This is a genomic window from Corynebacterium sp. CCUG 69979 (genome assembly GCF_024454095.1).
Lineage (GTDB): Bacteria > Actinomycetota > Actinomycetes > Mycobacteriales > Mycobacteriaceae > Corynebacterium > Corynebacterium genitalium.
The window spans coordinates 12786-35981 of the sequence record NZ_JAGPZA010000005.1 but is presented as its reverse complement, the minus strand read 5'-3'; the positions used below and the strand labels follow the sequence as shown (position 1 = coordinate 35981).

Annotated in this window: 23 protein-coding genes; 6 read left to right on the top strand and 17 right to left on the bottom strand. The window is 64.1% G+C overall.

Annotation, left to right across the window (positions count from 1 at the left end):
• Window positions 1–51: 51 nt before the first annotated feature.
• From rpsO to KBX18_RS04600, 3 genes are all read right to left on the bottom strand, one after another.
• Window positions 52–321 carry a 30S ribosomal protein S15 gene (gene rpsO, locus KBX18_RS04610; protein ID WP_255994999.1) on the bottom strand — a complete coding sequence of 90 codons (270 nt, stop codon included), beginning with the start codon at window positions 319–321 and terminating at the stop codon, window positions 52–54.
• 125 nt (window positions 322–446) lie between these two features.
• Entirely contained in the window at window positions 447–1415 is a 969-nt protein-coding gene (locus tag KBX18_RS04605; RefSeq protein ID WP_255994998.1) for a nucleoside hydrolase, read from the bottom strand.
• 42 nt (window positions 1416–1457) lie between these two features.
• The gene (locus tag KBX18_RS04600) at window positions 1458–2468 is read right to left on the bottom strand and encodes a bifunctional riboflavin kinase/FAD synthetase (protein ID WP_255994997.1); all 1011 of its coding nucleotides are present in this window, start codon (window positions 2466–2468) and stop codon (window positions 1458–1460) included.
• Here KBX18_RS04600 and truB point away from each other — a divergent pair.
• A complete protein-coding gene (gene truB, locus KBX18_RS04595; RefSeq protein ID WP_255994996.1) occupies window positions 2467–3387 on the top strand; it encodes a tRNA pseudouridine(55) synthase TruB in 921 nt (306 codons plus the stop codon). The genes KBX18_RS04600 and truB overlap by 2 nt on opposite strands.
• Here truB and KBX18_RS04590 read toward each other — a convergent pair.
• From KBX18_RS04590 to rimP, 9 genes are all read right to left on the bottom strand, one after another.
• Window positions 3349–4050, bottom strand: a complete 702-nt coding sequence (locus tag KBX18_RS04590; RefSeq protein WP_255994995.1) for a 4'-phosphopantetheinyl transferase — start codon at window positions 4048–4050, stop codon at window positions 3349–3351. The genes truB and KBX18_RS04590 overlap by 39 nt on opposite strands.
• Window positions 4047–4865 (bottom strand): metallophosphoesterase, encoded by an 819-nt coding sequence (locus KBX18_RS04585; RefSeq protein ID WP_255994994.1) that lies wholly within the window; start codon window positions 4863–4865, stop codon window positions 4047–4049. The genes KBX18_RS04590 and KBX18_RS04585 overlap by 4 nt, the downstream gene beginning before the upstream one ends.
• A 23-nt stretch (window positions 4866–4888) precedes the next feature.
• Window positions 4889–6184: an MATE family efflux transporter gene (locus KBX18_RS04580; protein WP_255994993.1), complete on the bottom strand. Its 1296-nt coding sequence runs from the start codon at window positions 6182–6184 to the stop codon at window positions 4889–4891.
• A 3-nt stretch (window positions 6185–6187) separates the two neighbouring features.
• Window positions 6188–7186 (bottom strand): bifunctional oligoribonuclease/PAP phosphatase NrnA, encoded by a 999-nt coding sequence (locus KBX18_RS04575; protein WP_255994992.1) that lies wholly within the window; start codon window positions 7184–7186, stop codon window positions 6188–6190.
• A complete protein-coding gene (rbfA, locus tag KBX18_RS04570) occupies window positions 7186–7626 on the bottom strand; it encodes a 30S ribosome-binding factor RbfA (RefSeq protein WP_255994991.1) in 441 nt (146 codons plus the stop codon). The genes KBX18_RS04575 and rbfA overlap by 1 nt, the downstream gene beginning before the upstream one ends.
• A 148-nt stretch (window positions 7627–7774) precedes the next feature.
• Window positions 7775–10633: a translation initiation factor IF-2 gene (infB, locus tag KBX18_RS04565; protein WP_255994990.1), complete on the bottom strand. Its 2859-nt coding sequence runs from the start codon at window positions 10631–10633 to the stop codon at window positions 7775–7777.
• Window positions 10634–10752: 119 nt separating this feature from the next.
• On the bottom strand, window positions 10753–11025 hold the full coding sequence (locus tag KBX18_RS04560) for a YlxR family protein (protein ID WP_255994989.1): 273 nt from the start codon (window positions 11023–11025) through the stop codon (window positions 10753–10755).
• 94 nt (window positions 11026–11119) lie between these two features.
• Entirely contained in the window at window positions 11120–12145 is a 1026-nt protein-coding gene (gene nusA, locus KBX18_RS04555) for a transcription termination factor NusA (RefSeq protein ID WP_255994988.1), read from the bottom strand.
• Complete coding sequence (rimP, locus tag KBX18_RS04550; protein ID WP_040423632.1) at window positions 12142–12723, bottom strand: ribosome maturation factor RimP; 582 nt, start codon at window positions 12721–12723, stop codon at window positions 12142–12144. The genes nusA and rimP overlap by 4 nt, the downstream gene beginning before the upstream one ends.
• Before the next feature lie 38 nt (window positions 12724–12761).
• Between rimP and KBX18_RS04545 the strand changes: the two genes are divergently transcribed.
• A complete protein-coding gene (locus KBX18_RS04545; protein ID WP_255994987.1) occupies window positions 12762–13601 on the top strand; it encodes a hypothetical protein in 840 nt (279 codons plus the stop codon).
• A 24-nt stretch (window positions 13602–13625) separates the two neighbouring features.
• On the opposite strand, the gene yaaA is transcribed toward KBX18_RS04545, so the two are convergent.
• A complete protein-coding gene (yaaA, locus tag KBX18_RS04540) occupies window positions 13626–14369 on the bottom strand; it encodes a peroxide stress protein YaaA (protein WP_255994986.1) in 744 nt (247 codons plus the stop codon).
• Between the two features lie 31 nt (window positions 14370–14400).
• Here yaaA and KBX18_RS04535 point away from each other — a divergent pair, with 31 nt between their 5' ends.
• Window positions 14401–16197, top strand: coding sequence for a proline--tRNA ligase (locus KBX18_RS04535; RefSeq protein ID WP_255994985.1), 1797 nt, complete (start codon window positions 14401–14403; stop codon window positions 16195–16197).
• Between the two features lie 170 nt (window positions 16198–16367).
• Here the strand turns inward: KBX18_RS04535 and KBX18_RS04530 are convergent, their stop codons facing one another.
• Window positions 16368–17288, bottom strand: coding sequence for a hypothetical protein (locus KBX18_RS04530; RefSeq protein ID WP_255994984.1), 921 nt, complete (start codon window positions 17286–17288; stop codon window positions 16368–16370).
• A gap of 75 nt (window positions 17289–17363) precedes the next feature.
• Between KBX18_RS04530 and KBX18_RS04525 the strand changes: the two genes are divergently transcribed.
• Window positions 17364–18083: a DUF1648 domain-containing protein gene (locus KBX18_RS04525; RefSeq protein ID WP_255994983.1), complete on the top strand. Its 720-nt coding sequence runs from the start codon at window positions 17364–17366 to the stop codon at window positions 18081–18083.
• Between the two features lie 8 nt (window positions 18084–18091).
• Complete coding sequence (locus tag KBX18_RS04520) at window positions 18092–18613, top strand: thermonuclease family protein (RefSeq protein ID WP_255994982.1); 522 nt, start codon at window positions 18092–18094, stop codon at window positions 18611–18613.
• On the opposite strand, the gene KBX18_RS04515 is transcribed toward KBX18_RS04520, so the two are convergent.
• Both KBX18_RS04515 and cobA read right to left on the bottom strand, forming a co-directional pair.
• Window positions 18585–19568, bottom strand: a complete 984-nt coding sequence (locus KBX18_RS04515; protein WP_255994981.1) for a class I SAM-dependent methyltransferase — start codon at window positions 19566–19568, stop codon at window positions 18585–18587. The two genes, KBX18_RS04520 and KBX18_RS04515, sit on opposite strands and share 29 nt — an antisense overlap.
• Window positions 19552–20292: a uroporphyrinogen-III C-methyltransferase gene (cobA, locus tag KBX18_RS04510; protein WP_255994980.1), complete on the bottom strand. Its 741-nt coding sequence runs from the start codon at window positions 20290–20292 to the stop codon at window positions 19552–19554. The genes KBX18_RS04515 and cobA overlap by 17 nt, the downstream gene beginning before the upstream one ends.
• A gap of 24 nt (window positions 20293–20316) precedes the next feature.
• Between cobA and KBX18_RS04505 the strand changes: the two genes are divergently transcribed.
• A complete protein-coding gene (locus KBX18_RS04505) occupies window positions 20317–21501 on the top strand; it encodes a protein adenylyltransferase SelO family protein (RefSeq protein ID WP_255994979.1) in 1185 nt (394 codons plus the stop codon).
• Window positions 21502–21529: 28 nt separating this feature from the next.
• On the opposite strand, the gene mqo is transcribed toward KBX18_RS04505, so the two are convergent.
• Complete coding sequence (gene mqo / locus KBX18_RS04500; RefSeq protein ID WP_255994978.1) at window positions 21530–23077, bottom strand: malate dehydrogenase (quinone); 1548 nt, start codon at window positions 23075–23077, stop codon at window positions 21530–21532.
• Window positions 23078–23196 lie beyond the last annotated feature (119 nt).

The following is a 23196-nucleotide window of genomic DNA, read 5'->3' as shown; positions in this document are numbered from 1 at the left end:
CCCAGTTCAGAAGAACTGGGCACGAGGCGCTGTGCGCTTCAGCGCGTGGGCTTAGCGGCGCAGCCCCAGGCGAGCGATGAGGTCACGGTAACGCTCAACATTGTTCTCGCGCAGGTACTTCAGCAGACCGCGGCGGCGACCGACGAGCAGCAGCAGGCCACGACGGGAGTGGTGGTCGTGCTTGTGGGTCTTCAGGTGCTCGGTCAGGTTGTTGATGCGCTCGGTCAGCAGTGCGACCTGAGCCTCCGGGGAGCCGGTGTCGGTCTCGTGGACGCCGTACTCCTTGAGGATTTCAGCCTTCTTCTCAGTGGAAAGAGCCATGAGTGTTTCTCCTTGTTTGTTTCAGTCCGCAATCTTCGGATCTGGCCGTGGGAAGGACTGCTGCGGACCACAGTCGTTGGTTTCACGGCCGAATGAGCATGTTAACGCACGTGCCGTGCGAGATCCTAATCGCCACTGCGTGAGGAGTTCGCGGCGAGCGCGGTGATGCGCCGCATGAACTCATCCAAGAAGCGCTGCTTATCGACGCCAACAGCAACCCGCGCCGTCTTCTCCTCGTCGTTGAGCCGGGTCTCGTCGCCGATTGTGCGGCCGCGGGTCTCCCCTTCTGTGTCGACCTTGAGGTTGATGTCGATGGTGGTCACCAGCGACGGGTCGATCGCCACACCGACAGCCAGCGGGTCGTGCAGGCCGCAGCCACCCAGGTGCGGGGCCGTGGTGTCGTAGGCCTTGATGTAGTAGTTCGTGGCAGCGGCTAAGAAGTCTCCGCCCGGGGTGCCCAGTGCTTCCCACTTCGCAGTCTCGTCGTAGGTGAGCAACGTCTGCAGGGTGACGTCGAGGCCGATCATAGTGACGTCCTTAGCCCGGCGGAAGAGCAGATCAGTAGCTTCGGGGTCCTGGTTGACGTTCGCCTCGGCCCACGGTGCCACGTTGCCAGGGACGGTCAGCGCACCGCCCATCATGACAATGTGGGCCTTCTTAGCGAAGGAATCGCTAGCCTCGATCGCAGCGGCAATCGTCGTCGACGGGCCAGTCGGGACAATGACCAAGTCGTCTCCGTACTGTTCCACCGACTCCACGAGGAAGTCCACCGCGGACTTTTCCTCCACCGAGCGAGTCGGCTCCGGCAACTGCGCCTCTCCAACGCCGTTGACTCCGTGGATGAACTCGGAGATCTCCAGCACCTCAAAGGAGTCCTTCACTCGTGCGTGGTCCGGTCCCGCGAAGACCGGCACGTCGGTGCGGCCGAACAACTCGAGGATGGCCAGGGAGTTGCGCACACCGGTGTCCACCAGCACGTTGCCGTAGGTGCCGGTCACACCGATGAGGTCGACTTCCTCGGAACCGAGGGCGTACGCCAAGGCGAGCGCGTCGTCGATGCCGGTGTCCAGATCCAGAATCATCTTTTTGCTCATGGGACACCACACTAGCCGTTAGGCCCTACAGGCACCGACGGGCTAGGACAGGATTTCGCGGACCCGTGCGACATCGCGGGCCATGTTTTCCAGCAGCTCATCGACAGAGTCGAACTTGACCATGTCGCGCACCTTGGCGATGAACTCGACACGGGCGACGCGGTCGTAGAGGTCCGCATCGCGGTCGAGAACGAACGATTCGACGCTGCGTCGGTCGTCGCCGAAGGTCGGGTTAGTGCCCACCGAAATCGCAGCTGGATAGCGGATCCCGAGTTCCATATCGCCATCGATTCGAACTGCTTGGCTGTCCGACCCGGAGTCGAGGACAGTGAACCAGCCGGCGTAGACCCCGTCGCCAGGTACCGCATCGGTGTCGGCGACGTACTGGTTCGCTGTCGGGTAGCCCAGTTCGCGCCCGCCGCGGCCGGCGCCGCGCTCCACCGGGGCGGTGATGGAGAATTCCCTGCCGAGGAATTCGGCTGCCCCGGCGACGTCACCGTCGCGCAGTGCGGAGCGGATGGAGGTGGAGCAGATGCGGGCGGATCCGTCGAAAAGCAAGGAAACGACATCGACGTCGACGCGGTACCTTTCACCGAGCGCCAGCATGGTCTGCGCGGTGCCGGAGGCGCCTGCACCGAACGTGAAATTCTCGCCGACGACAACGCGGGAGGCGTGCAGCTTATTGACGATCACCGACTCGAAGTACTCCTCCGGGCTCTCGCCTGCGAGCTCCCGGGTGAAGTCGATGACGAGCATGTAGTCCACACCGAGGTCCGCGATGAGACGAGCGCGCTCGGCGAGCGGAAGCAATACAGGCGGTGTCTGGTCGGGCGCGAACACGGCGACGGGGTGCGGGTCGAACGTCATGACCACGCTGGGCACTCCGGCCGCTTGGGCGTGCTCAACCGCCCGGGTGATCAGCATCTGGTGGCCGCGGTGCACACCGTCAAACACGCCGATGGTGACTACCGGGTCCTTAAGATCAGCGGGAATGTCCTCGAGCCCAGACAAAATATCCACCCGCGCCAGAGTAGTGCATAGGGTTGGATCCATGAACTCTGATGCGCACACCGCCAACCACACCGATCCGCTGGCACACGCCGGCATTGTCGTCGTGAATAAACCGGCAGGGATGACCAGCCATGATGTGGTCGCGCGGCTACGCAGGTTCTTCGAAACGCGCAAGGTGGGACATGCGGGAACGCTCGACCCGATGGCCACTGGTGTGCTGGTCGCGGGCATTGAGCGCGGCACGAAGCTGCTTGCGCACCTGGTGGCCGATGACAAGGTCTATGCGACCACGATCCGCCTCGGTGCCTCCACCAGCACCGACGATGCCGAGGGCGATGTCCTCGCTGAGACCGACGCGTCCACGCTCACCGACGAACAGGTCATGGAGCAGGTCACTGCACTCACCGGGGAGATCATGCAGGTGCCGTCGAAAGTCTCTGCCATCAAAATCGACGGCAAGCGCGCCCATGAGCTCGTCCGCGAAGGCAAAGAGGTGACCATCCCGGCGCGGCCGGTGACAGTGTTTTCTTTCGACGTCGCCGGCATCCGCCGCGAGGGTTCCTTCGTCGACGTGGATGCACGGGTGCACTGCTCTTCGGGAACGTATATTCGCTCGCTCGCCCGGGACATGGGCGAGGCGCTCGGAGTGGGTGGGCACCTGACGGCGCTGCGCCGTGAAGCAGTCGGCCCTTTCACGTTGGAGCACGCGCGCACGCTCGAGCGGCTCGAGGACTCCCCCGCGTTGTCGCTCTCGCTCGATGAAGCGCTCACTGCCGCGTGGCCCGTCTTGAACGTCACCGCTGACGAATACGCTGCGCTGGCCATGGGCAAGTGGCTCGAGCCGCGCGGGCTCGACGGCGTTCACGCCGCTGTGGGACCGGATGGCCGCGCCGTGGCGCTTGTTCGCGAAAAGGGCAAGCGCTTATCGACGCTCTTTGTCGCCCGTCCCTCGACGCTGTGACGCCGGCACGAACGTCGAGGCGTAGACGTACCCTCCGCGCACGACCCACCGGCCGCGGATATACGGGACCGGAGTGGGCCGCACCAGGAGGTACGCGATGAAGGTGCCGTCGGAGCGGATTTCGATCTCGGCATCTTCGAAACCGAGCCACTGCCGCGTCATGGGGAACCACGCCTTGTAGGTGGCTTCCTTCGCGCAGAACAACAGGCGGTCTGCCCACGCATTGCCGGCAGACTTTTGCTTATCCACCCAGTGGCGTTCGGTTGAGCGTGCGATCTGGTCGAGCACGCCTTCGGGCAACGGCTCGGCAGGCTCAGCGTCAATGCCGACGGAGAGCAACTCGCTCGACGGGGCGGCGACGGCAACGCGCAAACCTTCCGTGTGGGTAAGGGAGCCTGTGTAACCGTCCGGCCACAGCGGCATTCCCTTCTCACCCTTGAGGATCGAGCCTGCCGATTCCAACCCGAGCTCTTGCAGCGCGCGGTGAGCGCACCAGCGGGCATCGCCGAATTCACTCTTCCGAATGTCGACGGCCCGGCTGACCACCACCCTTTCCTCTGGATGCAGGTCGTTGTAGTTAGTCAGGTCGGTGGTCTCTGCGGTGTCGTCGATACGCATGTACACCACCCGCGCCGGGTCAGGGAACAGCTCTTTGTCGATCATTGCTGCACCTCCATCACCGGGTACGGCCACGTGGGACGGTTGGTCTGACGCTTCCATTCTTCGGGGTAGCCGAGAGAGACCTCGATGTGGTCGACGTCGTCGATCCGCTGCACGCCGGGGATGTGCAGGTGTCCGTAGATGACAGCGCGCGCGTTGTAGCGCTTGGCCCAGCCGCGCGTGTGCCGGGTGCCGCACCACAGCGCGATCTCGCGGAACATCATGTGGTTCGTCGGTTCCTGCACCAGGGGCCAGTGGTTGACCAGGATGGTCTCGCCTTCAATACGCGACAGCCGGCGGGTGGAGTACGCCAAGCGGTCCCAGCACCACGCACGAATGTCGACGAACGGCGCGATAGCCACTTCGTCAGTCAGCACGATCTGCTGCGCGTGCGCCGACTCGAGCGCTTCCTCCACAGTCATGGTGGGCATGCGGAACGAGTAGTCATACAGCGTGAACAAAGGCACGATGGTCACGCCCCCGAAAACGGGGTACGGGTCCTCCGGGGTGATCACACCTAAAGCACGCAGCTTTGCGACGAGATCCGCGTACTTCTCCCTCCCCTTGTACCTATCCATACTGCGGCTGAAGAGTTCATGGTTTCCCGGAACCCATACGACGGTGTCGAACCTCTCGGCGAGTTTCGCCATGACACGAACCACCAGGTCAGTGCGCTCGGCGACGTCGCCGGCAACGATGAGCCAGTCGGAGGGATCCTGCGGCTGGATTTCATCTAGCCATGGCCGGTTCGCTTTCACAGCGAGGTGAAGGTCCGAAACTGCCCACAGCGTGCTGGTCGTGCTGGTCGCGGTAGTCATGGTGAGTTCACTCTAACCGCTGCTTACTGCGCCCACCGCATCGACGTGAAACGCCAGATGACACCAGCGAGCCGGATCGCGATCATCGCGGCCAACCCCGCCCAGATTCCTGTCAGACCAGTGCCAGCCCAGTAGGCGATGAGCACGCCGGGCAGGAATCCAAGGAGCACCGAACCGATGGTGAGGTTGCGTAAAAACGCCGCATCGCTGGCGCCGAGCAGCACGCCGTCGAGCGCGAAGAGCACTCCGCCTGCCACGATCATGGCGATGAGCAGCCACCACGGTGTGGACATCACCTCAAGAACAGAAGCGTCCGTGGTGAATAGCCCGCGGATCAACGGCCCGCCCAGCGCGAAGACAGCGGCGAGGAGGAACGCGAACCCGGCGGAGAGTTTGGTCACCTGCTCCCCCACCCGGCGCGCATCCTGCACACGGCCGGTGCCCAGCGCGGACCCCGTCATTGTCTGGGCGGCAATCGCCAGCGAGTCGAGCACCAGGGTGAGGAAGTTCCACAACTGCAGCATGATCTGGTGCGCCGCCAACGCAGCGACACCCACGCGGCCTGCCACCGCCGCTGCGGAGACGAAAGCCACTTGGAACGACAAAGACCGCAGGATCAGGTCGCGTCCGAGCACCAGCTGGCGGCGGATGACCGCGAAGTCGGGAGCCCACCCGCCGTTATGGGACCGGGTCAGCGCAATAAGGAACCCTGCGGCCGTAATGCCCATGCCGATCACATTCGCCCACGCCGACCCCACGAGCCCGAAGCGGTTGACCAGCAGCGGCAGCGCCGCCGCGCCGGGGATGAGCCCGCACAGAGTCAGATAGAACGGCAGCTTGGTGTTCTGGATCCCGCGCAGCCAGCCGTTGCCCGCCATGATGATCAGCGTCAGCGGGATCGCGATGGCAGCAACGTGCATCCATGTCGCAGCGAGGTCCGCGGTAGCAGGGTCGTTGGTGAGGAACAGCGCGATCGGGCGGGCGAACAGCCACACGATGGTGGCCAGTAACAACCCGACCCCTATGGCCACCCACGTCGCCTGGACGCCTTCGGCCACGGCATCTTCTTTCTTCCCCGCACCGTAGAACCGGGAGGAACGCGCCGTGGTTCCGTAAGACAGGAACGTCAGCTGCGTGGTCACCGTCGACTGGACGGTCGCGCCGGCGGCAAGCGCAGCGAGCTCGCCTGCTCCCAGCCGGCCGATGACGGCTGTGTCCAGCAAGAGATACAGCGGGTTGGCCGCAAGCACACCAAGCGCAGGCAGCGCCAAGCCGAGAACTCGGCGCGCAGTGACAGTTTCAACAGGTGATTCAACCACAGGTCACAGCGCCGTCGCGTCGAGGGCAGCCACGGTCGCGTGCAGCTCATCAACGGCGTCTGCAACAGGACCGCGGGCCGAATAACCGGCCGCCGGGATGTGCCCGCCGCCGCCGTGCGCTGCAGCGATCTCGGCGACATTCACCACGCTGGAGCGCAGCGACACCGACCAATAACCGGGGTGGAGCTCCTTGAACACCACACCGATGTCGCTGCCGGTCAGCGCGCGGGAGTACTCGATGATGGATTCCACAGCGGTCTGGTTCATGCCGTGCAGATGCTCGTCATCAATAGCCAGCACCGACATGGTGTGGTGGCCGGCCACACGGGTCTTCATTCCGGCCATGACAGCACCCATCAAGCGCAGATCCTCAGCAGAGACCGCATCCATGAGCGCCATCGCGGCAGAGCGCGGTTCCACGCCCAGCTCCATCAGCTCAGCGGCGAGCAGGTGCATCCGCGGGGTGCCCCAGCGGAAACTGCCCGTGTCGGTCACCAGACCGGCGTACAGGCAGTAAGCCATCTCCGGGGTGATCTCCACACCCAGGTGCCCGAGCAGCTCGCGGATGATCACGGTCGTGGACTCCGAGGGCAAGACCAGGTTCATGCTTCCAAAGCCTGGGTTGGACTCGTGGTGGTCAATGACCACGACGCGGTCACGCTCCTGCTGGATCACCGAGCGGTAGGACCCAGTGCGGTCGATCGAAGCGCAGTCAGTGGTGACTACCAAGCCCTCAGCGGGCAGCGGTTCGCCGAGGATGACATCGGTAACACCCGGGATCGAGTCCAAGTTCTCGGGCACGGCTTCGCGTTGGCCGATGCGCACGGTGGCCTCCACGCCGATCGACTGCAACCCAAGAGCGAGCGCCGATGCGGACCCGATAGCGTCTGCGTCCGGGCGAATATGGGTCACCACATGCACGACAGGGGCATCCCGCAGGCGCTGCGCCACCGCCGCAAACTCACCTTCGCCCGGCGCAAACAAACCGGGCACTACGGCCATTACTCGTCCCCCGCTCGGGTCTTGTAGGGATCTGCGGCACCAGCCGGTTGCGCGTTCTTCTTCAGCTCCGCGAGCTCTTCGTCGCGCGCGCGGGCACGGGCCAGCAGCTCTTCCATGCGTGCCGACGCCTCCGGAACCGTGTCCAGCTCAAACGTCAACGTCGGAGTGAACCGAACGCCCAGCTCCTCACCGACAATCTTGCGCAGCTGTCCCTTGTGGCGGTTCAGCGCCTCGGCAGCAGCGTCGTAATCAGGCTCATCATCAATGCTCTCGCCGCGCACCGTGTAGTACACCGTCGCGTCGTGGAGGTCACCGGTCACACGGACATCGGTCACTGTGACAAGCTCCAGCCGGCGATCCTTGATCTGGCGCTCAATAGCGCTAGCGACAATCGCCTGGATCCTTTTAGCTAGTCGTTGTGCGCGCGTGTTATCCGCCACAGTAACCACTCCTTGACTCACGTAGAGCTGCCGTCAATTCAAGCCACCACTCTACCCCGCGCATGCAAAACGCCCCGCGCGAGAGGGGTCTCTCTCGTCGCGGGGCGCTGCCGGGGAATCGTCGATAAGCAATTATTGCTTTTCGACGTTACGAGCGCGGCACCTCGACCATCTCGTAGGCCTGGATGATGTCGTCGACCTGGATATCCGGGTAGGACAGGACCATACCGCACTCGTAGCCCCTGGCCACCTCGGTGACATCGTCCTTCTCGCGGCGCAGCGAATCGATCGTCGCGTCCGGTGTGATGACGTTGCCGTCGCGGACCAAACGGACCTTCGCACCGCGCTTGACCGAACCCTCGGTGACCATGCAACCGGCGATGAGGCCGACAGCAGAGGCCTTGAAGATCTGGCGGATCTCCGCCGCACCCAGGTCGCGCTCCTCGTAGATGGGCTTGAGCATGCCCTTGAGAGCGGCCTCGACATCGTCGATGACCTGGTAGATGACGGAGTAGTAGCGGATCTCCACGCCCTCGTCGTTGGCCTCCTCGGTGGCCTTGCCCTCGGAGCGGACGTTGAAGGCCACGATGACAGCGTCGGACGCCGCAGCCAGCGAGACGTTGGTCTGGGTCACAGCACCGACACCGCGGTCGATGATGTTGACCTCCACCTCGTCGTCCACCTCGATCTTGAGCAGAGCCTCCTCGAGGGCTTCCACCGAACCGGCGTTGTCGCCCTTGAGGATGAGGTTGAGGGTGCTGGTCTCCTTGAGCGCCTGGTCCAGGTTCTCCAGGGAGACGCGCTTCTTGCGGCGGGCCTGCATCGCGGCGCGCTGACGCGCATCACGCTGTGCAGCAATCTGGCGCGCGACACGGTCGTCCTCCACCACGAGCAGGTTGTCGCCGGGGCCGGGAACGCCGTTGAGCCCCTGGACCTGAACCGGACGGGACGGGCCAGCCTCCTCAACGTCGTTGCCCCACTCGTCGACCATGCGGCGCACGCGGCCGAAGTTGCCGCCGACGACGATAGAGTCACCGACGCGCAGGGTACCGCGCTGAATGATCACCGTGGAGACAGGGCCGCGGCCGCGGTCCAGGTGGGACTCGATGGCCAGACCCTGAGCGTCCATGTCCGGGTTCGCAGTCAGCTCGAGCGCTGCATCGGCCGTGAGCAGGACGGCCTCGAGCAGCTCGTCGATGCCCGTTCCCTGCTTTGCCGAGATGTCGATGAACATCGTGTCGCCGCCGTACTCCTCCGGAACCAGCTCGTACTCGGTGAGCTGGCCGCGGATCTTGTCCGGCTGGGCGTCTTCCTTATCCACCTTGTTCACAGCCACCACGATCGGCAGCTCCGCAGCCTTGGCGTGGTTGATGGCCTCCACCGTCTGCGGCATGACACCGTCATCGGCTGCGACCACCAGGATGGCCAAGTCGGTCGACTTCGCACCGCGGGCACGCATCGCCGTGAAGGCCTCGTGACCCGGGGTATCCAGGAAGGTGATCTTGCGCGGCTCGTCTTCCAGGGTGACCTCGGTCTGGTAAGCACCGATGCCCTGGGTGATGCCGCCGGCCTCACCCTTACCAACATTGGCCTGGCGGATGGAGTCCAACAGGCGGGTCTTACCGTGGTCGACGTGACCCATGACGGAGACCACCGGCGGGCGCTGCTCGAGAGCTTCCTCGCCACCTTCGTCCTCACCGAACTGCAGATCGAAGGACTCGAGAAGCTCGCGGTCCTCGTCCTCCGGGGAGACAATCTGCACCTCGTAGTTGATCTCCGCACCCAGCAGCTGCAGTGTCTCCTCAGACACAGACTGGGTCGCGGTGACCATCTCACCGAGGTTGAACAGAGCCTGCACGAGGCTCGATGCCTCGGTGCCGATCTTCTCAGCCAGGTCGGTCAGAGTTGCACCCTGGCGCAGACGGACGGTCTTGCCGCCGCCGTCGGGCAGGCGAACGCCACCAATGACGTTCGGTGCGTGCATCTCCTCATACTCGGCCCTCTTCTGGCCCTTGGACTTGCGGCGCTTGCCCGGTGCACCACCGGGACGACCGAATGCACCGGCGGTACCGCCACGGCGCCCACCGCGACCGCGGAAACCGCCGCCGGGACCGCCGGGACCGCCGAAGCCGCCACCGCGGCCACGACCACCGCCGCCTTGTCCACCGCGGCCGCCCGCACCGCCGCCGCGCTTACCTGCGGCGCGGGACGGCATCTGTGCCGGGTTCGGGTGGTTCGCCATATCTGCGGGGCTCGGAGCTCCTCTGCCGCCACCGGGACGTGCGCCCGGGCGCGGTGCGCCTTGGCCGCCGCCGCGCTGTCCCTGGCCACCGCCGCGCTTCTGCTGGCCGCCGGGGCCACCGCCCGGACGCGGCTGCGGGCGCGGACCGCCCGCGTTCGAAGAGAACGGGTTATTGGCCACGCGGGGGCGGCCACCCGGCTTCGGCATCGGGCGCGGCATGGCGGATCCAGCATCGCCCTCACCAGGCTTAGCACCCGGCTTCGGGCCGGGCTTCGCCGCCGGTTTCGGTGCGCCAGGCTTCGCCGCTGCCGGCTTCGGAGCGGGCTTGTCCGCAGGCTTCTCAGCAGCCGGCTTGGACGCGGGCTTGGGTGCCGCGGGCTTCGGGCCCGGCTTCGCGGCGGGCTTTGCCGCTGCCGGCTTCGGCGCCGCAGACTCAGCCTGAGCGCTGTCAGACTTCGGGGCAGCCGGCTTCTTCGCGGTAGGCATCTTGGCGGCAGGCTTCGCTGCCGGCTTAGCAGCCGGTTTCTTCGCAGCCGGTTTCTTCGCAGCCGAATCGGCCTTGGTGTCCTTAGCATTCTTCGCGTCGCCGCTGTCTGCGCCGCCGCGTGCCTCATAAACCGCCTTCATCTTCTTCACCACCGGCGGTTCGATGGTGGAGGAAGCGGTTTTGACGAACTCGCCTTCCTCCTTCAGGGTGGCGAGCAATTCCTTACTTGTTACGCCGAGCTGCTTCGCAAGCTCGTGAACGCGTAGCTTTCCGGGCACGTGTCTCCTCGTGGTTGGGCTAGAGACGGGCCGCTGCTACGCGACCGGACTCTAGACGATGGTCATGACGTTCATCGCTGATGCGTTTTCTGCTTCATGGTTGAAGACTCATCAGTTCTTTAGTCCTTTTCACTTACGTACTTCCGTACATCGCTTGTGTCCACTTGCGCGGACACGCGGAGAGCCCGCCCGAAGGCGCGGCGTTTCTCCGCCAGCTCAAACGCTTCCAGCGTGGGGGTCAGCCACGCACCGCGGCCCGGCATGGACCGCTTCGGGTCCGGGACGATCCGCGACGGATCATCCGGGTCGACGACCACACGGAGAAGGCGAGCATCCGGCAGTGCACGGCGTGTGCCAATGCACGTCCGGATAGGTACATGTTTTTCGCTCATACTCCCTTGTGCGGCCCCGACCCCGCACGGGCGTGCGGGAAAGAAGCCAGTGTCTTACCTTACGCCACCCAGGCAGAAAACTGTTACTCAGCCGCTATTGCCCAGCGCTGAGGTCTGCATTGGAGTGAATGTCGATCTTCCACCCCGTCAGTCGGGCCGCCAGGCGTGCGTTCTGGCCCTCGCGGCCGATGGCGAGTGAGAGCTGGTAATCCGGCACGACCACGCGGGCTGTTTGCGCGTCGTGGTCGACCACGTCCACGCGCACGACCTTCGACGGTGCGAGCGAGTTACCGACGTACACAGCCGGGTCGTCGGAGAAGTCGACGATATCGATCTTCTCCCCACCGAGGGACTCCATGATGTTGGTGACTCGGGCGCCGCGCGGCCCAATACATGCGCCCTTGGCGTTGATGCCCTTGGCCACACCCTTGACGGCCACCTTTGAGCGGTGGCCGGCCTCGCGGGCAATCGCGACGATCTCGACGGAGCCGTCAGCGACCTCAGGGACCTCGAGGGCGAACAGGCCGCGCACGAGCTCCGGGTGCGTCCGCGAGAGGTTGACGGTGGTCCTGCGGTCGCCGCCGGAGACACCGACGACATAGCACTTCACGCGGTCACCGTGCTCCAGCTTCTCGCCCGGAATCTGCTCCGCGGGCAAAAGGATGCCGTCTTGGGGGTCAGATTCCGTACCCAGTTGCACCACGACGATGCCGCGCTCGTTCGCGCTGGCGTCGCGCTGCACGACACCGGAGACGACCTGGCCTTCCAGCTCCGAGTACGCGCTGTAAGCGCGGTTGTCGGCGGCCGTGCGCATGCGCTTGAGAATTGCCTCGCGCACCGCCTGCGCACCTACGCGGGAAAAGTTCACCGGGGTGTCGTCATACTCGGAGATGACGTTGCCGTCGTCGTCGAGCTCGCTGACCATGACGGCCACGGCACCGGTCTGCGTATCAATGTCGACACGAGCCTTCGTGCCCTCCCCCGCTGCGCCGGTACCGAATTCATCTTTGCCCTCGCGGTAGGCGAAGAGCAGCGCGCTGGCGATCGTGCCCAGCAGGTCATCGACGGGGATTCCTGCCTCTGACTCGATCTGCTTCAGCGCGGCGATGTCAATATTCACTTGTCGTCCTTCCTGACTTCAGCTTCTGCACCGGATTGCTCCGCACGGCCCTCCACGTCGGCAAAGCTCATGTTCGACAGCTCAACTTCTGCCTCCGGTGCTGCGTTGAACTCAATTTCTACCACCGCACCCGACACATCCGAAATGGGAGCGACCCGCACGCCCGGTTCGTCGGACTTCTTAGCGGCTGGGCTGATCAACGCGACATTTTCCTCCGCGTCATCGAGCGGGCCAACGCGGTAGATGTCACCACCTAGCTTCACGCGGCGCCCCCGGTTGCGCCGCCAGTGACGCGGCTGCGTCAGCGGAAGATCCACGCCCGGAGTAGTCACCTCCAGGGTGTATCCCGCGCCGAAGTTAACGGTGCCGGCGGCTTCTGCGGCGTCGAAAAGCTCGCTGAGCTCGCCCGAGACTTCCTCGAGCTGGTCCAACGTCGGTGCTTCGTCAGCCGCGAGAGCGACGACCACCTGCGATTTCTTGCCGGCCTTGACGGTGCGCACAGCCTCAATGTCCAACCCTCGTGCGTCTGTGACGGGGCGGATGAGCTCTTTCAGTTCTTCGACTTCCGGAAATGCCATGAGAACCACTGTACGGGCGGGCCGGTACAGTCTTCCACGTGAAGTTTTCCCGCACCCTCGCCGCAGTAGCTCTCACCGCGGCGGCGCCCTTGACCGCCTGCTCGCCTATCGACGTCTTCGGCCCCCACCCCGACGGAGACCTGCTCACCCTGGCGCGCCAAGCGGAAGCGGACGCGGGAACGCTCGACGGGGATGCTGCAGGAATGCGCGAGTTCCACGCCCGCCAGCTTTTCGACGAAATCACCCGCCTCTGCGGCACCGACTCCGCAGGTCTTCCTCCCTCATCCTGTGAGGTGGAGCGCGGCCCCGGCGACGCTACCGGCGCCAAGGACGATGTGGCAGCGGCGGTCGCCTTGACTGACGCACTCGTCACCCAGAGCGGCAAGCTTCCCGACGAGTCCGTTCCGTTGGTCGTGGCGCAGGCGGTCGACCTCACTGCCAGCCTCCCCCAGGGCTCAGATCTGGGGTTCCCCGTCCCCGCCGAACCCATCGCCGACGAGTCCCTGGCAGAGACCGCCGCCGGGCTGATCAAAGAAGAGTATGCCGTTCAGTTCGGCCTCGATCTCGCCTCCGCCTACGCTGACGACGAGCTCCAGGCACGCATCGACAATCTGCGTCCGCTTCACGACATGCGCATCGACGCCATGCGCGACGCCTTCCCCGACCTTCCCCCGCGTGCGCCCGGTTATGAGGTCGACGGCGGAGGCCCCACCAACCCCGGCGAAGCTGCCGCATTTGTGGACAACATCGAAGCCACCCTTGTTGACCGGTGGCGCACAGCTGCCTCCGACGCGTTCACCGAGGATGCCCCGGCCGAGTGGCGCACACTGGTGATCCATTTGGCGGCGCACGCCCAGCACGCCGCCAACACCGCTTAACCGGCTTAACAGTGGCGGAGTGGCTCAGACCACCAGCGTGAGCTCTCTGCCGCTGATCTCGACGGTCATCCCTGCAGCCTCGGCGATCGCGGCAACTCCTTGAATATCCGTCACCGAATCCGCATCCGGTGCCGATGCCAGCACGCGGGCCAGCTCGCCTTTGTAGTGCTTGTTGAAGTGGCTGACCACCTTCCGGCTGCCGTCCTCCTGCACCGATTCCACCCGCACCGTCACCGCGCCGGGCACCGGCCCGAGCTGCTGGTACGCGCCGGAGCGCATATCCACGACGAAGTCCTGCTCCTGTAAGACATCCGTGATCGCGCTGCCCCAGCGCTTCTTCATGGTGGGGATCGAGTTCTTCTGTGCAGCAGCATCAGTCTGCCGTACAGGCAACTTCGACCCGCCCGAGAGTCGGTAGCGCGGAATCGTGTCCGACCCCATCACCACGCCGAAGAGTGCTGAACCGATCGCGATCCGCGAGACGGCGGGGTCGGTCAGGGTGGCGGCGTCGAGGGCGTCGTAAAGCACCCCGGTGTAGCGGTAGATGGCCGGCATGACAGGGGCGCGCATAAGCGCTCTGTTCTCCTCGGCCTCCTCGCGCTTGGTCGCGGGCAGTTTCAGCGCGGCCATCATCTCGTCGACATCGAGCGCAGCCAGATCCTCCATGATCTCCTGGCGGATCGGATCGAGGCTGGAAAATGACACGTCGAGGCCGTCCGACTCGCCGCCGGGGGCCTTCGTTTCAGACGGTGGGAGCACGATGAGCATGGCCCACACCCTAGCGCTAAACTTGCAGCTTATGATCACACGCCTCTCCACCCTGTTCCTGCGCACGCTGCGCGAAGACCCCGCCGACGCCGAAGTGCCCAGCCACAAGCTGCTGGTGCGGGCCGGGTACATTCGCCGCGCCGCGCCGGGCGTGTACTCCTGGCTGCCGCTGGGGTTGAAGGCCGTGCGGAACATCGAGGAGATTGTGCGCGAAGAGATGAACGCCATCGGCGCCCAAGAGCTGCTGTTCCCCGCATTGCTGCCGCGCGAACCGTACGAGGCGACCAACCGCTGGACCGAGTACGGCGACGACCTGTTCCGCCTCAAAGACCGCAAGGGCACCGACATGCTGCTCGGCCCCACGCACGAGGAGATGTTCACCCTTGCGGTGAAGGACCTTTACTCCTCCTACAAGGACTTCCCGGTCACGCTGTACCAAATCCAAACCAAGTACCGTGACGAGGCGCGCCCGCGCGCCGGAATCCTGCGCGGCCGTGAATTCGTGATGAAGGACTCCTACTCCTTCGACATGACCGACGAGGGACTGTCCGAGTCCTACGCTGCTCACCGTCGTGCTTACCAGGCGATTTTCGATCGTGTTGGCCTGAAGTACGAGATCTGCCAAGCTACGTCCGGTGCCATGGGCGGTTCCGCGTCCGAGGAATTCCTCGCCTACTCCGACAACGGTGAAGACACCTTTGTGGTGTCCACTGCAGGCGACTTCGCTGCCAATGTGGAGGCTGTGCAGACGATCGCCCCTGCAGACCGTCCGGTCGAGGGGCTGCCGGAGGCGGTTGTCCACGACACCCCGGCGTCCGAGACGATCGAGTCGCTCGTGGATTGGGCGAATTCGACCGGCGTGACTGTCGAGAACCGCGAGGTCACCGCCGCTGACACGCTCAAGTGCATGGTGGTCAAGATCGATGACCCGCGCGTTGTTTCTGAGGATGGCACGCCTGTCGGACCGCAGCTGACCGGCATCCTCATGCCCGGTGATCGCGCCCTGGACGAGAAGCGCCTCGAAGCCTCGCTCGAGCCCGCGACGTTTGAGCTTGCCTCCGACGAGGACTTCGCGAAGTCGTCCTTCCTGGTCAAGGGTTATGTGGGCCCACGCGGCCTCAACGCTAACGGCGTGCGCGTGCTCGCCGACCCGCGAGTGGTGGCTGGCTCTTCGTGGATCACGGGTGCCGATGCTCCGCAGCAGCACGTCGTCGGCCTCGTCGCCGGACGTGACTTCGAGATCGACGGTTACATCGAAGCCGCAGAGATCAAAGAGGGCGACCCCTCCCCGACCGGCAACGGCACCCTTCGCCTGGCGCGCGGTATCGAGCTCGGCCACATCTTCCAGCTCGGCCGCAAGTACACCGAAGCCATGGATGTGCAGATCCTCGACGAGAACGGCAAGCGCGCCGTGCCCACGATGGGCTCCTATGGCATCGGCGTGACCCGCATGCTCGCCGTGATCGCTGAGCAGCTTCACGACGACAAAGGCCTCGTCTGGCCTGTCGAAATCGCCCCCTACCAGGTACACCTGGCCGTAGCGAACAAGGATGCCGCTGCAATGGAAGCTGGCGAGCGCCTCGTCGGCGAGTTCGAGGCCGCCGGCATCGACGTGCTTGTCGACGACCGCCCCAAAGTCTCCCCCGGCGTCAAATTCAAAGACGCCGAGCTGCTGGGCATGCCGTTCATCGTCATCCTCGGCCGCTCGTTTGCCGACGGCATCATCGAGCTGCGCATCCGCGGCGGTGAGAACGGTGGGGAGATCCTCGAGGTGCCGGCTGACGAGATTGTTTCCCGCGTCCAGGAGCTCATCGCCGCGGCCCGCTAGCCGCTGGCCCGGCCGCCCGCACGCTGGCCCGGCCGCCCGCACGCTGGTCTGGCCAGCGAGCCTCGCACGGTTCGCCGATCATGGTTCGCCTTCTAGCGCGACCAGGGGTTTTGCGGAACGGCGAACCATCGAAGGCGAACCACCAACAGTGAACCACCGACCCCAAACCGCTACGCAGCACCGTTCTCGATCCCCATCAGTGCTTCCCTGACCATCCTCACAAACCCGCCGGGATCCTGGAGTAGCTCAGCTGGCTGAACCCGCCGTAGTGGATAGCCTTGATTCTGGATGTAAACGGCTCGATCTCTTTCTCTGCGCAGGGTCTCATCTAGCGGTTTGTAGGTGACGCCGTCGTACTTCTCCTCACCGTCCACTTCGACACCCAAGCGGCCTATCATCATGTCCACCGTGAACGGTCCGATCTGCACCTGGGTTCGGATGCAAGTAATCCCGTCCTCGATGAGAAGTGCTCGAGCGTAGCTCTCGTAGGCCGATTGCGAGTTGTCTACTGCGTAGGCCAGGATCTGCCGTAGGACTGGTACTCCTCGTCGGCCGCGCATCATCTGTATGCGCCGTTTGAGTTCGCGTTTGGTTACTGTGCCGGTCATTAGCAACCAGTCGAACGCGACGAGTCCTTCTTTGAACCCATGAGTCACTGCAATGTCGAAGGCGGTCCGCACGTGGTCGGTTACCCGCACCCCGTCGATGTCTAGCACTTCGGTGTCGCATGGAGCCCCTTTTCTGTATACGATCCCTCTTCCCCATTTGTGCTTCCCCGGCACTGCTCCGGACGGCAGCATCAACTCGGCTTGTTCCGTGCTGGTTGCGACTACCCACATCCCAAGAACCCGCGCAGATGTCCTTCCGCTCAGGACAGCCTTCTTCATAGTTTTTCCCACCGCTACTGCTCGGAGCCATTGTTTTTCGTGGTATTTGAGCTTGGTAAGGACTGTTCTTTCGATGGCGTACTGGCGGGAGAGCGCGATAAGTTCCCCGTCCACCAGCCGCTGCAGCAACTCTGTGTTCCCCCGGGACGCCTCGCGCACATCCACGAGCATCCACAACAATTCTTCCGCACGATTCTTCTTCAAGGTTCCGCCTAACACTTAGCCTTACCTCGTTAGACCGCTCCCGACCCCCTTTCGGTTCCCTGTTAACCTGAAACAATGCGCACCCGGCACATTTACATCGCGTCTCTGCTGGTTTCATTGGCTGCGTTCGTGTTCATCATCCTGCAGTTCGACCAGATTCCCGACCAAGTCCCCATGCAGACTGGGTTTGATGGCACGGTGAACCGCACGGATCTGAAATCGGTGAAGTCGGCGACGTTCGGTGTGTGGTTCGCCGCGTTGTTGACGTTCGCACTGTGGGTGTCGGGCCCCAAAGCGCCCTTTGCTTATCGACGCATGCCTGTCCCCGACAGTTCCGAGATCCCGTTCTCTCAGACGGCGGCGGACAAGACGGCGCGTTTCCTGGCAAGTCAGGACCGGGCGATGGCGTGGATGGCCCTCGCGGTGGCCGTCTCGAGTGCTTTCCTGCAGATCACGATGAGCCTGCCCGCTTTCCGGGTTCCTGAAGGGGTCGGCATTGTGGTGCTCATCGTGGCCATCGGCGCAGCAATGGTCAACCTCTTCCGTAGCATGCTGCAATGGCAAAACGTCCTGGCTGAAATGCCTACCGATGAGGACGAAGTGGAGCGCAAGAAGCACTTCGGCTATGGCAGCGCAATAGGTGTGTACAAAGAGCCGAACGACCCGATGGTGATGCAGATTTCGCCGTTCAATAACGCGAACGTGGAGATGAACTGGGCTCATAAGCCGGTGCGGCAGCGCACCTTCCTGATGCTGGCTGCATTCGTAGTCGTCTTCGTGGCAGTGTTCATCTAAGGGTAAGCATGCGCAAAACTGCTCTCGGTTTTCTCGCCGCTTTGTTGATTGTCTTTGGCGTCGTCCTCGAGATGACGCTGCAGGAAGACACTCCGACCCCAGCTCTGGCCGATGGCGAAACCGCAAAGGTGGAGCGGGTTGTCGATGGCGACACCCTTGTCGTCCACTCCGGCGGTGATCGGCTGCGGCTGCGTCTGCTCAACATCGATGCCCCGGAGCTCGCCCGTGACGGCCAGCCTGAGGAGTGCATGGGCAGCGCCGCTGCGCAGCGTCTCGAGGAGCTTGCTCCCGTCGGCTCAACAGTCACCCTCGTCTACGACAAGGAGCGCCAGGACCAGTACGGCCGCGACCTTGCTGCCGTGTTCGACGGGGACATCTTCGTCAACGAGGTTTTGGCCGAAGAGGGGCTGGCGCGCGCCGTCGTGTACCAGTCGAATGACACCTACTATTCGCGCATGCAGTCGGCGGAGGCCGCCGCCCGCCAAGCGCAGTTGGGGATGTTCAGCCCCGAGTGCCACGCAGGACGGTGAACTTCTGATTCCTCGCCACCTGCTCCACGGACTTCAACCGCGCCTCGACCTCGCCGCGGTAGCGCAGGTGCGAGTTATGCACCATGAATAGCTGACCGCCAGGCGCTAACAGGCGCGCGGAGGCATCAAGCAGGTGTTGGACCAGCGTCGCGTCTACGCCTGCGCGGTCATGAAACGGCGGGTTCAGGGCGATCGTGTCAAAAGTCCCCGGCTCCCACTGCGAACCTGCATCGTCCCAGGTCGCCTCAATGCCCAGAGCACGGGTGGAGAGGACGGCATCAGCATCAGCGTCCGTCGCGGTCGCATCGACTCCCGTTTCGAGCAGTCGCTTGACGACGCTCCCGTTCCCGCACCCCACATCCAACACCTTCCCCAGTTCCGCCCTGGAATCCAGGAGCGTGGACGTGAGCAGCGCCCCGCCGTAGTCTTCCCGCGCACCGGAGAACACTCCCCCGACGGCAGTGAACCCGCCTGCCTCCACCGGCGAGTAGGCAGCATCGCGCGGCCCTGACGCGACGAGGCAGCGAAACTTGCCGCGGCCTCGCGAGGCAGCTACCTCAGCAAAGGAGGAGGCAAGCACGTCGTTCATGGAACGAGCAAGGTGCTTGTTGTTCCCTCCGAACACCACTCGGCCGACACCAGCCGAAGCCAGTGAGCGCGCGAGATAGTCGAGCCGGCCCAAAGACTTCGGCATCTCTCCGACGGCCACGGCCCCCGCAGGGGCGCAGGAGACCAGGAACTCATCGGCACGCAAAGGGCCGTCGATGCCGGCGACAACGGCCCCAGCTGCGTGGGCGGCGTGGGCGCGGGTGTAGTCGGAATCAACGCAGTACACCGGTGCCCCCGTCTCCAGAGCAGCAGCAACCAGGTCACCTGTCGGGTCATCGCACACGACCACATCCCCAGGCGTAGAAAGGTCGGCGACCTCGAGGATGAGGCTATCCAAGGACCTCAAGGCCAGCCACCTCCCCGATGACGTACACAGCCGGGTTGGTCACGCCTTCTTGCTCCATGACGTCCGCTAAGTCCCCGAGCGCCGCCCGGAATTGGCGCTGGTCTGCGGTTTCGCCGTCTTGGATGACGGTGGAGGGGGTGGAAGGGGGCAGGCCTGCGTCGATAAGCGCACGCGTGATGGGGCGCACCTGGCGCACGCCCATGATGACCACGATGGTCCCGCCGACGCGCGCGAGAGCGTCCCAGTCGACCAGGGAGCGCGGGTCACCGGGTGCGAGATGGCCGGAGACGACCGTGAAGGAATGGGTGACCCCGCGCTGTGTGACAGGCACGCCGGCTGCTGCGGGGACAGACGTCGCGCTGGTCACACCGGGGACAACTGAGCACGGGACGCCGGCGGCAGCGCAGGCTTGCAGCTCCTCGAAACCACGGCCGAAAACATACGGGTCCCCGCCTTTGAGCCGCACGACGCACTGGCCGTCTTGAGCGTGGGTGACCAGCAGCTCGTTGATGCGCTCCTGTGCGACCTGCTTTTTGTACGGCAGCTTGGCCACGTCAATGACCTCTTTGCCGGTGAGGTCAAGAAACTGGTCAAGCTGATTCGTGGGGCCCAAGTGGTCGGTGAGAATCACATCCGCCGCCTCAAGAGCACGCAGTCCGCGCACAGTGATCAGGTCCCACTCGCCCGGGCCGCCGCCGACTAGGGTCACGTGTCCGTTCGTCATGGCGATCAAGTCTAGGCTAGGGCCATGCCTCACATTGTCGACGCACTCCCCGACATGGCCGTCCCCGCGCGCGGCGCGGACTTTCCTGACCCACAGATCGTGGTGCTCAACGAGCCACTCGCTGCGGAGCTCGGCTTGGATTCCGCCTGGCTGCGCAGCACAGACGGCATCGCGTGGCTCACTGGAGCGAGCGGCGGCCACGCCATTGCGTACGCCGGGCATCAGTTTGGCCAGTTCGTGCCCATGCTTGGCGACGGTCGCGCCCTTATCCTCCCCAACCCCGATCCCGCGAACGAACGCTACGAGTTCCAGGCCAAAGGCTCCGGCCCGACTCCGTTTTCACGGCCCGGATCGGACGGGCGCGGTGCGATCGGCCCGATGCTGCGGGAGTACCTGGTCAGTGAGTTCATGCACGCAATCGGCGTCCCGACTACCCGCTCGCTGGCCGTTCTGAGCACTGGGGAGACGGTGCTGCGCCAGCAGGGGCACGTCCCGGGCGGCATCGTGGTGCGGGTGGCACGCAGCCACCTTCGTGTTGGCTCCGTGCAGTACGCAGCCATGCGCTCGCACGAACTCGTGCGCGACGTGGTTGCCGCGGCTGGTTTCGAGGATCCGGAGGACCTGCTGTCCACCGTCATACAGCGCCAACTCAACCTTGTTGCGCAGTGGATGAGCATCGGCTTCGTCCACGGTGTGATGAACACCGACAACACCGCCCTGTCTGGTGAGACCATCGACTACGGGCCGTGCGCGTTCACTGAGAAGTTCCGCGGTGACGCAGTGTTCTCCTCCATTGACCGGGGTGGGCGCTACGCCTTTGGCAACCAGCCCAACATCATGGCATGGAACCTCGCCCGCCTCGCCGAGGCGCTGCTTCCCGTGAGCAATGAGGACGCACTTCGCGAGGTGCTTGCCGAGGTTGAGCCGACCTGGGATCGCGCTTGGGAGAAGCACATTCCCGATCCGGAAGCTCTCGCTGCCGCTGAGGACATCACCGCCTACAACCGCGAGCACCGCGATGGGCCAGTCTTCATTCCCCGCAATCAGATGCTGGAGCGAGCTATCACTGCTGCCGAGCAGGAGGGCAAAGTCGAGCCTTACTTTGAGCTGCTCCGGGCTGTGACTGACCCCTATAACGACAAAGCGGGCCCGGCCTGGATGGCCGAGCCCGAAGGCGACATCCCGTTTGTCAGCTTCTGCGGGACGTAGCCGACGCTAGATCACGCCTACCGATAGCTTAGTCGTGTGCGCTGGTCGTGCCGGAAAACTCCCGAGGCTCGTCAAGGTGCAGGGTCTTCAGGGTGTAGGCCCACTGCTCGTCGTAAACGCTCTTCTCACGCATGAGGGACTTGCCGTAGGTCGGGATCATGTCGTAGAGCTTCTCGCTCCAGTCGATCATGCGCTCACCGAAGCAGCGCTCGAGCAGCTCAAGCATTGCAGCCGGAGCGATAGACGCACCCGGGGAAGCACCGAGAATACCGGCGATCGTGCCGTCCTGATCGTTGACCAGAGCGGTACCGAACTCGAGCGAGCCGAAGTGCGGCGGGGTAGCCGGTTTGATGATCTGGACGCGCTGGCCAGCGATGACCTCCTCCCAGTCCGTGCCGTCAGCGGACGGCAAGTATTCACGCAGATCCTCAACACGGCCGTCGAAGGGCTTGAACACCTCTTCGACGAGGTACTTGACCAAGTCGAAGTTCCAGCCGGCAACGCCCAGGTAGGACGGAATGTTGTCGACGCGGATGGACTTGAACAGATCCAGGTAGGACCCCTTCTTGAGGAACTTCGGGGTCCAGCCACCGAAGGGCCCGAACAGCAGGGACTGCTTGCCATCGATAACACGCAGGTCCAGGTGCGGTACCGACATCGGCGGAGCACCGACCTTCGCCTTGCCGTAAACCTTGGCCTGGTGCTGCTTGACCAGTTCCTGGTTGGTGGTACGCAGCCACGCACCGGAGATCGGGAAACCGGCGTAACCGCGGACCTCGGGCACGCCAGCCTTGCGCAGCAAGTCCAGCGCGTAACCGCCGGCGCCGACGAAGACGAAGCGTGCGCGGGTGGTCTCCTTCTCACCGGTGTGCAGGTTCTTGGCGGTGACGTGCCAGAAGTTGCCCTTCTTCTTGATGTTGGTCACTTCGTGGCCGTAACGGACCTCCGTGCCTACCTGCCCAGCGTGGTCGATGAACTGGTTAGTGAGCGCACCGTAGTTGACATCGGTACCCGCCGTGGTCCAGGAGATCGCGACTGGCTCCTTGTCGAAGTCGCGGTCCTTCGCCATGAGTGGCAGCACCTCGGCGAACTTGTCGCGGTCGGTCGTGAATTCCATGTCCGGGAACATGTAATTGTCCTTCAACGCGTCGTAACGGCGCTGAAGATAATCGATCTGATCTTCGCCCTGGGCGAAAGAGACGTGCGGGACCGGGTTAATGAACGCGGTGGGGTCCGTCAACACGCCTTCGAGAACCTGGTGGGACCAGAACTGGCGAGACACCTGGAACTTCTCGTTGATGTTGATGGCCTTAGAGACGTCGATACGGCCGTTCTTCTCCGGCGTGTAGTTGAGCTCGCACAGCGCGGAGTGGCCAGTGCCCGCGTTGTTCCACGGGTAGGAGGACTCCAGTGATGCGCCGTCGAGACGCTCGTAAATCAGCTGGGACCAGCTCGGCTCCAGCTGGTGGATCATCGCGCCGAGCGTGGCGCTCATGATTCCGGCACCGATAAGCAGGACGTCAACCTCGTCCCCTCGGGTGTTTTTCTTGGACTGCTGGGACTGGGTTGTTGACACCTTTATGACCTCTTTGATCTTGTCACCTTTGAATGCTTTTCCGCATTCTACTCCTCCCCCATTCCACGCGAGTAACAACGCCTTAGCAAATCAGCTCGCGGACACAGTGACGCGAAGAA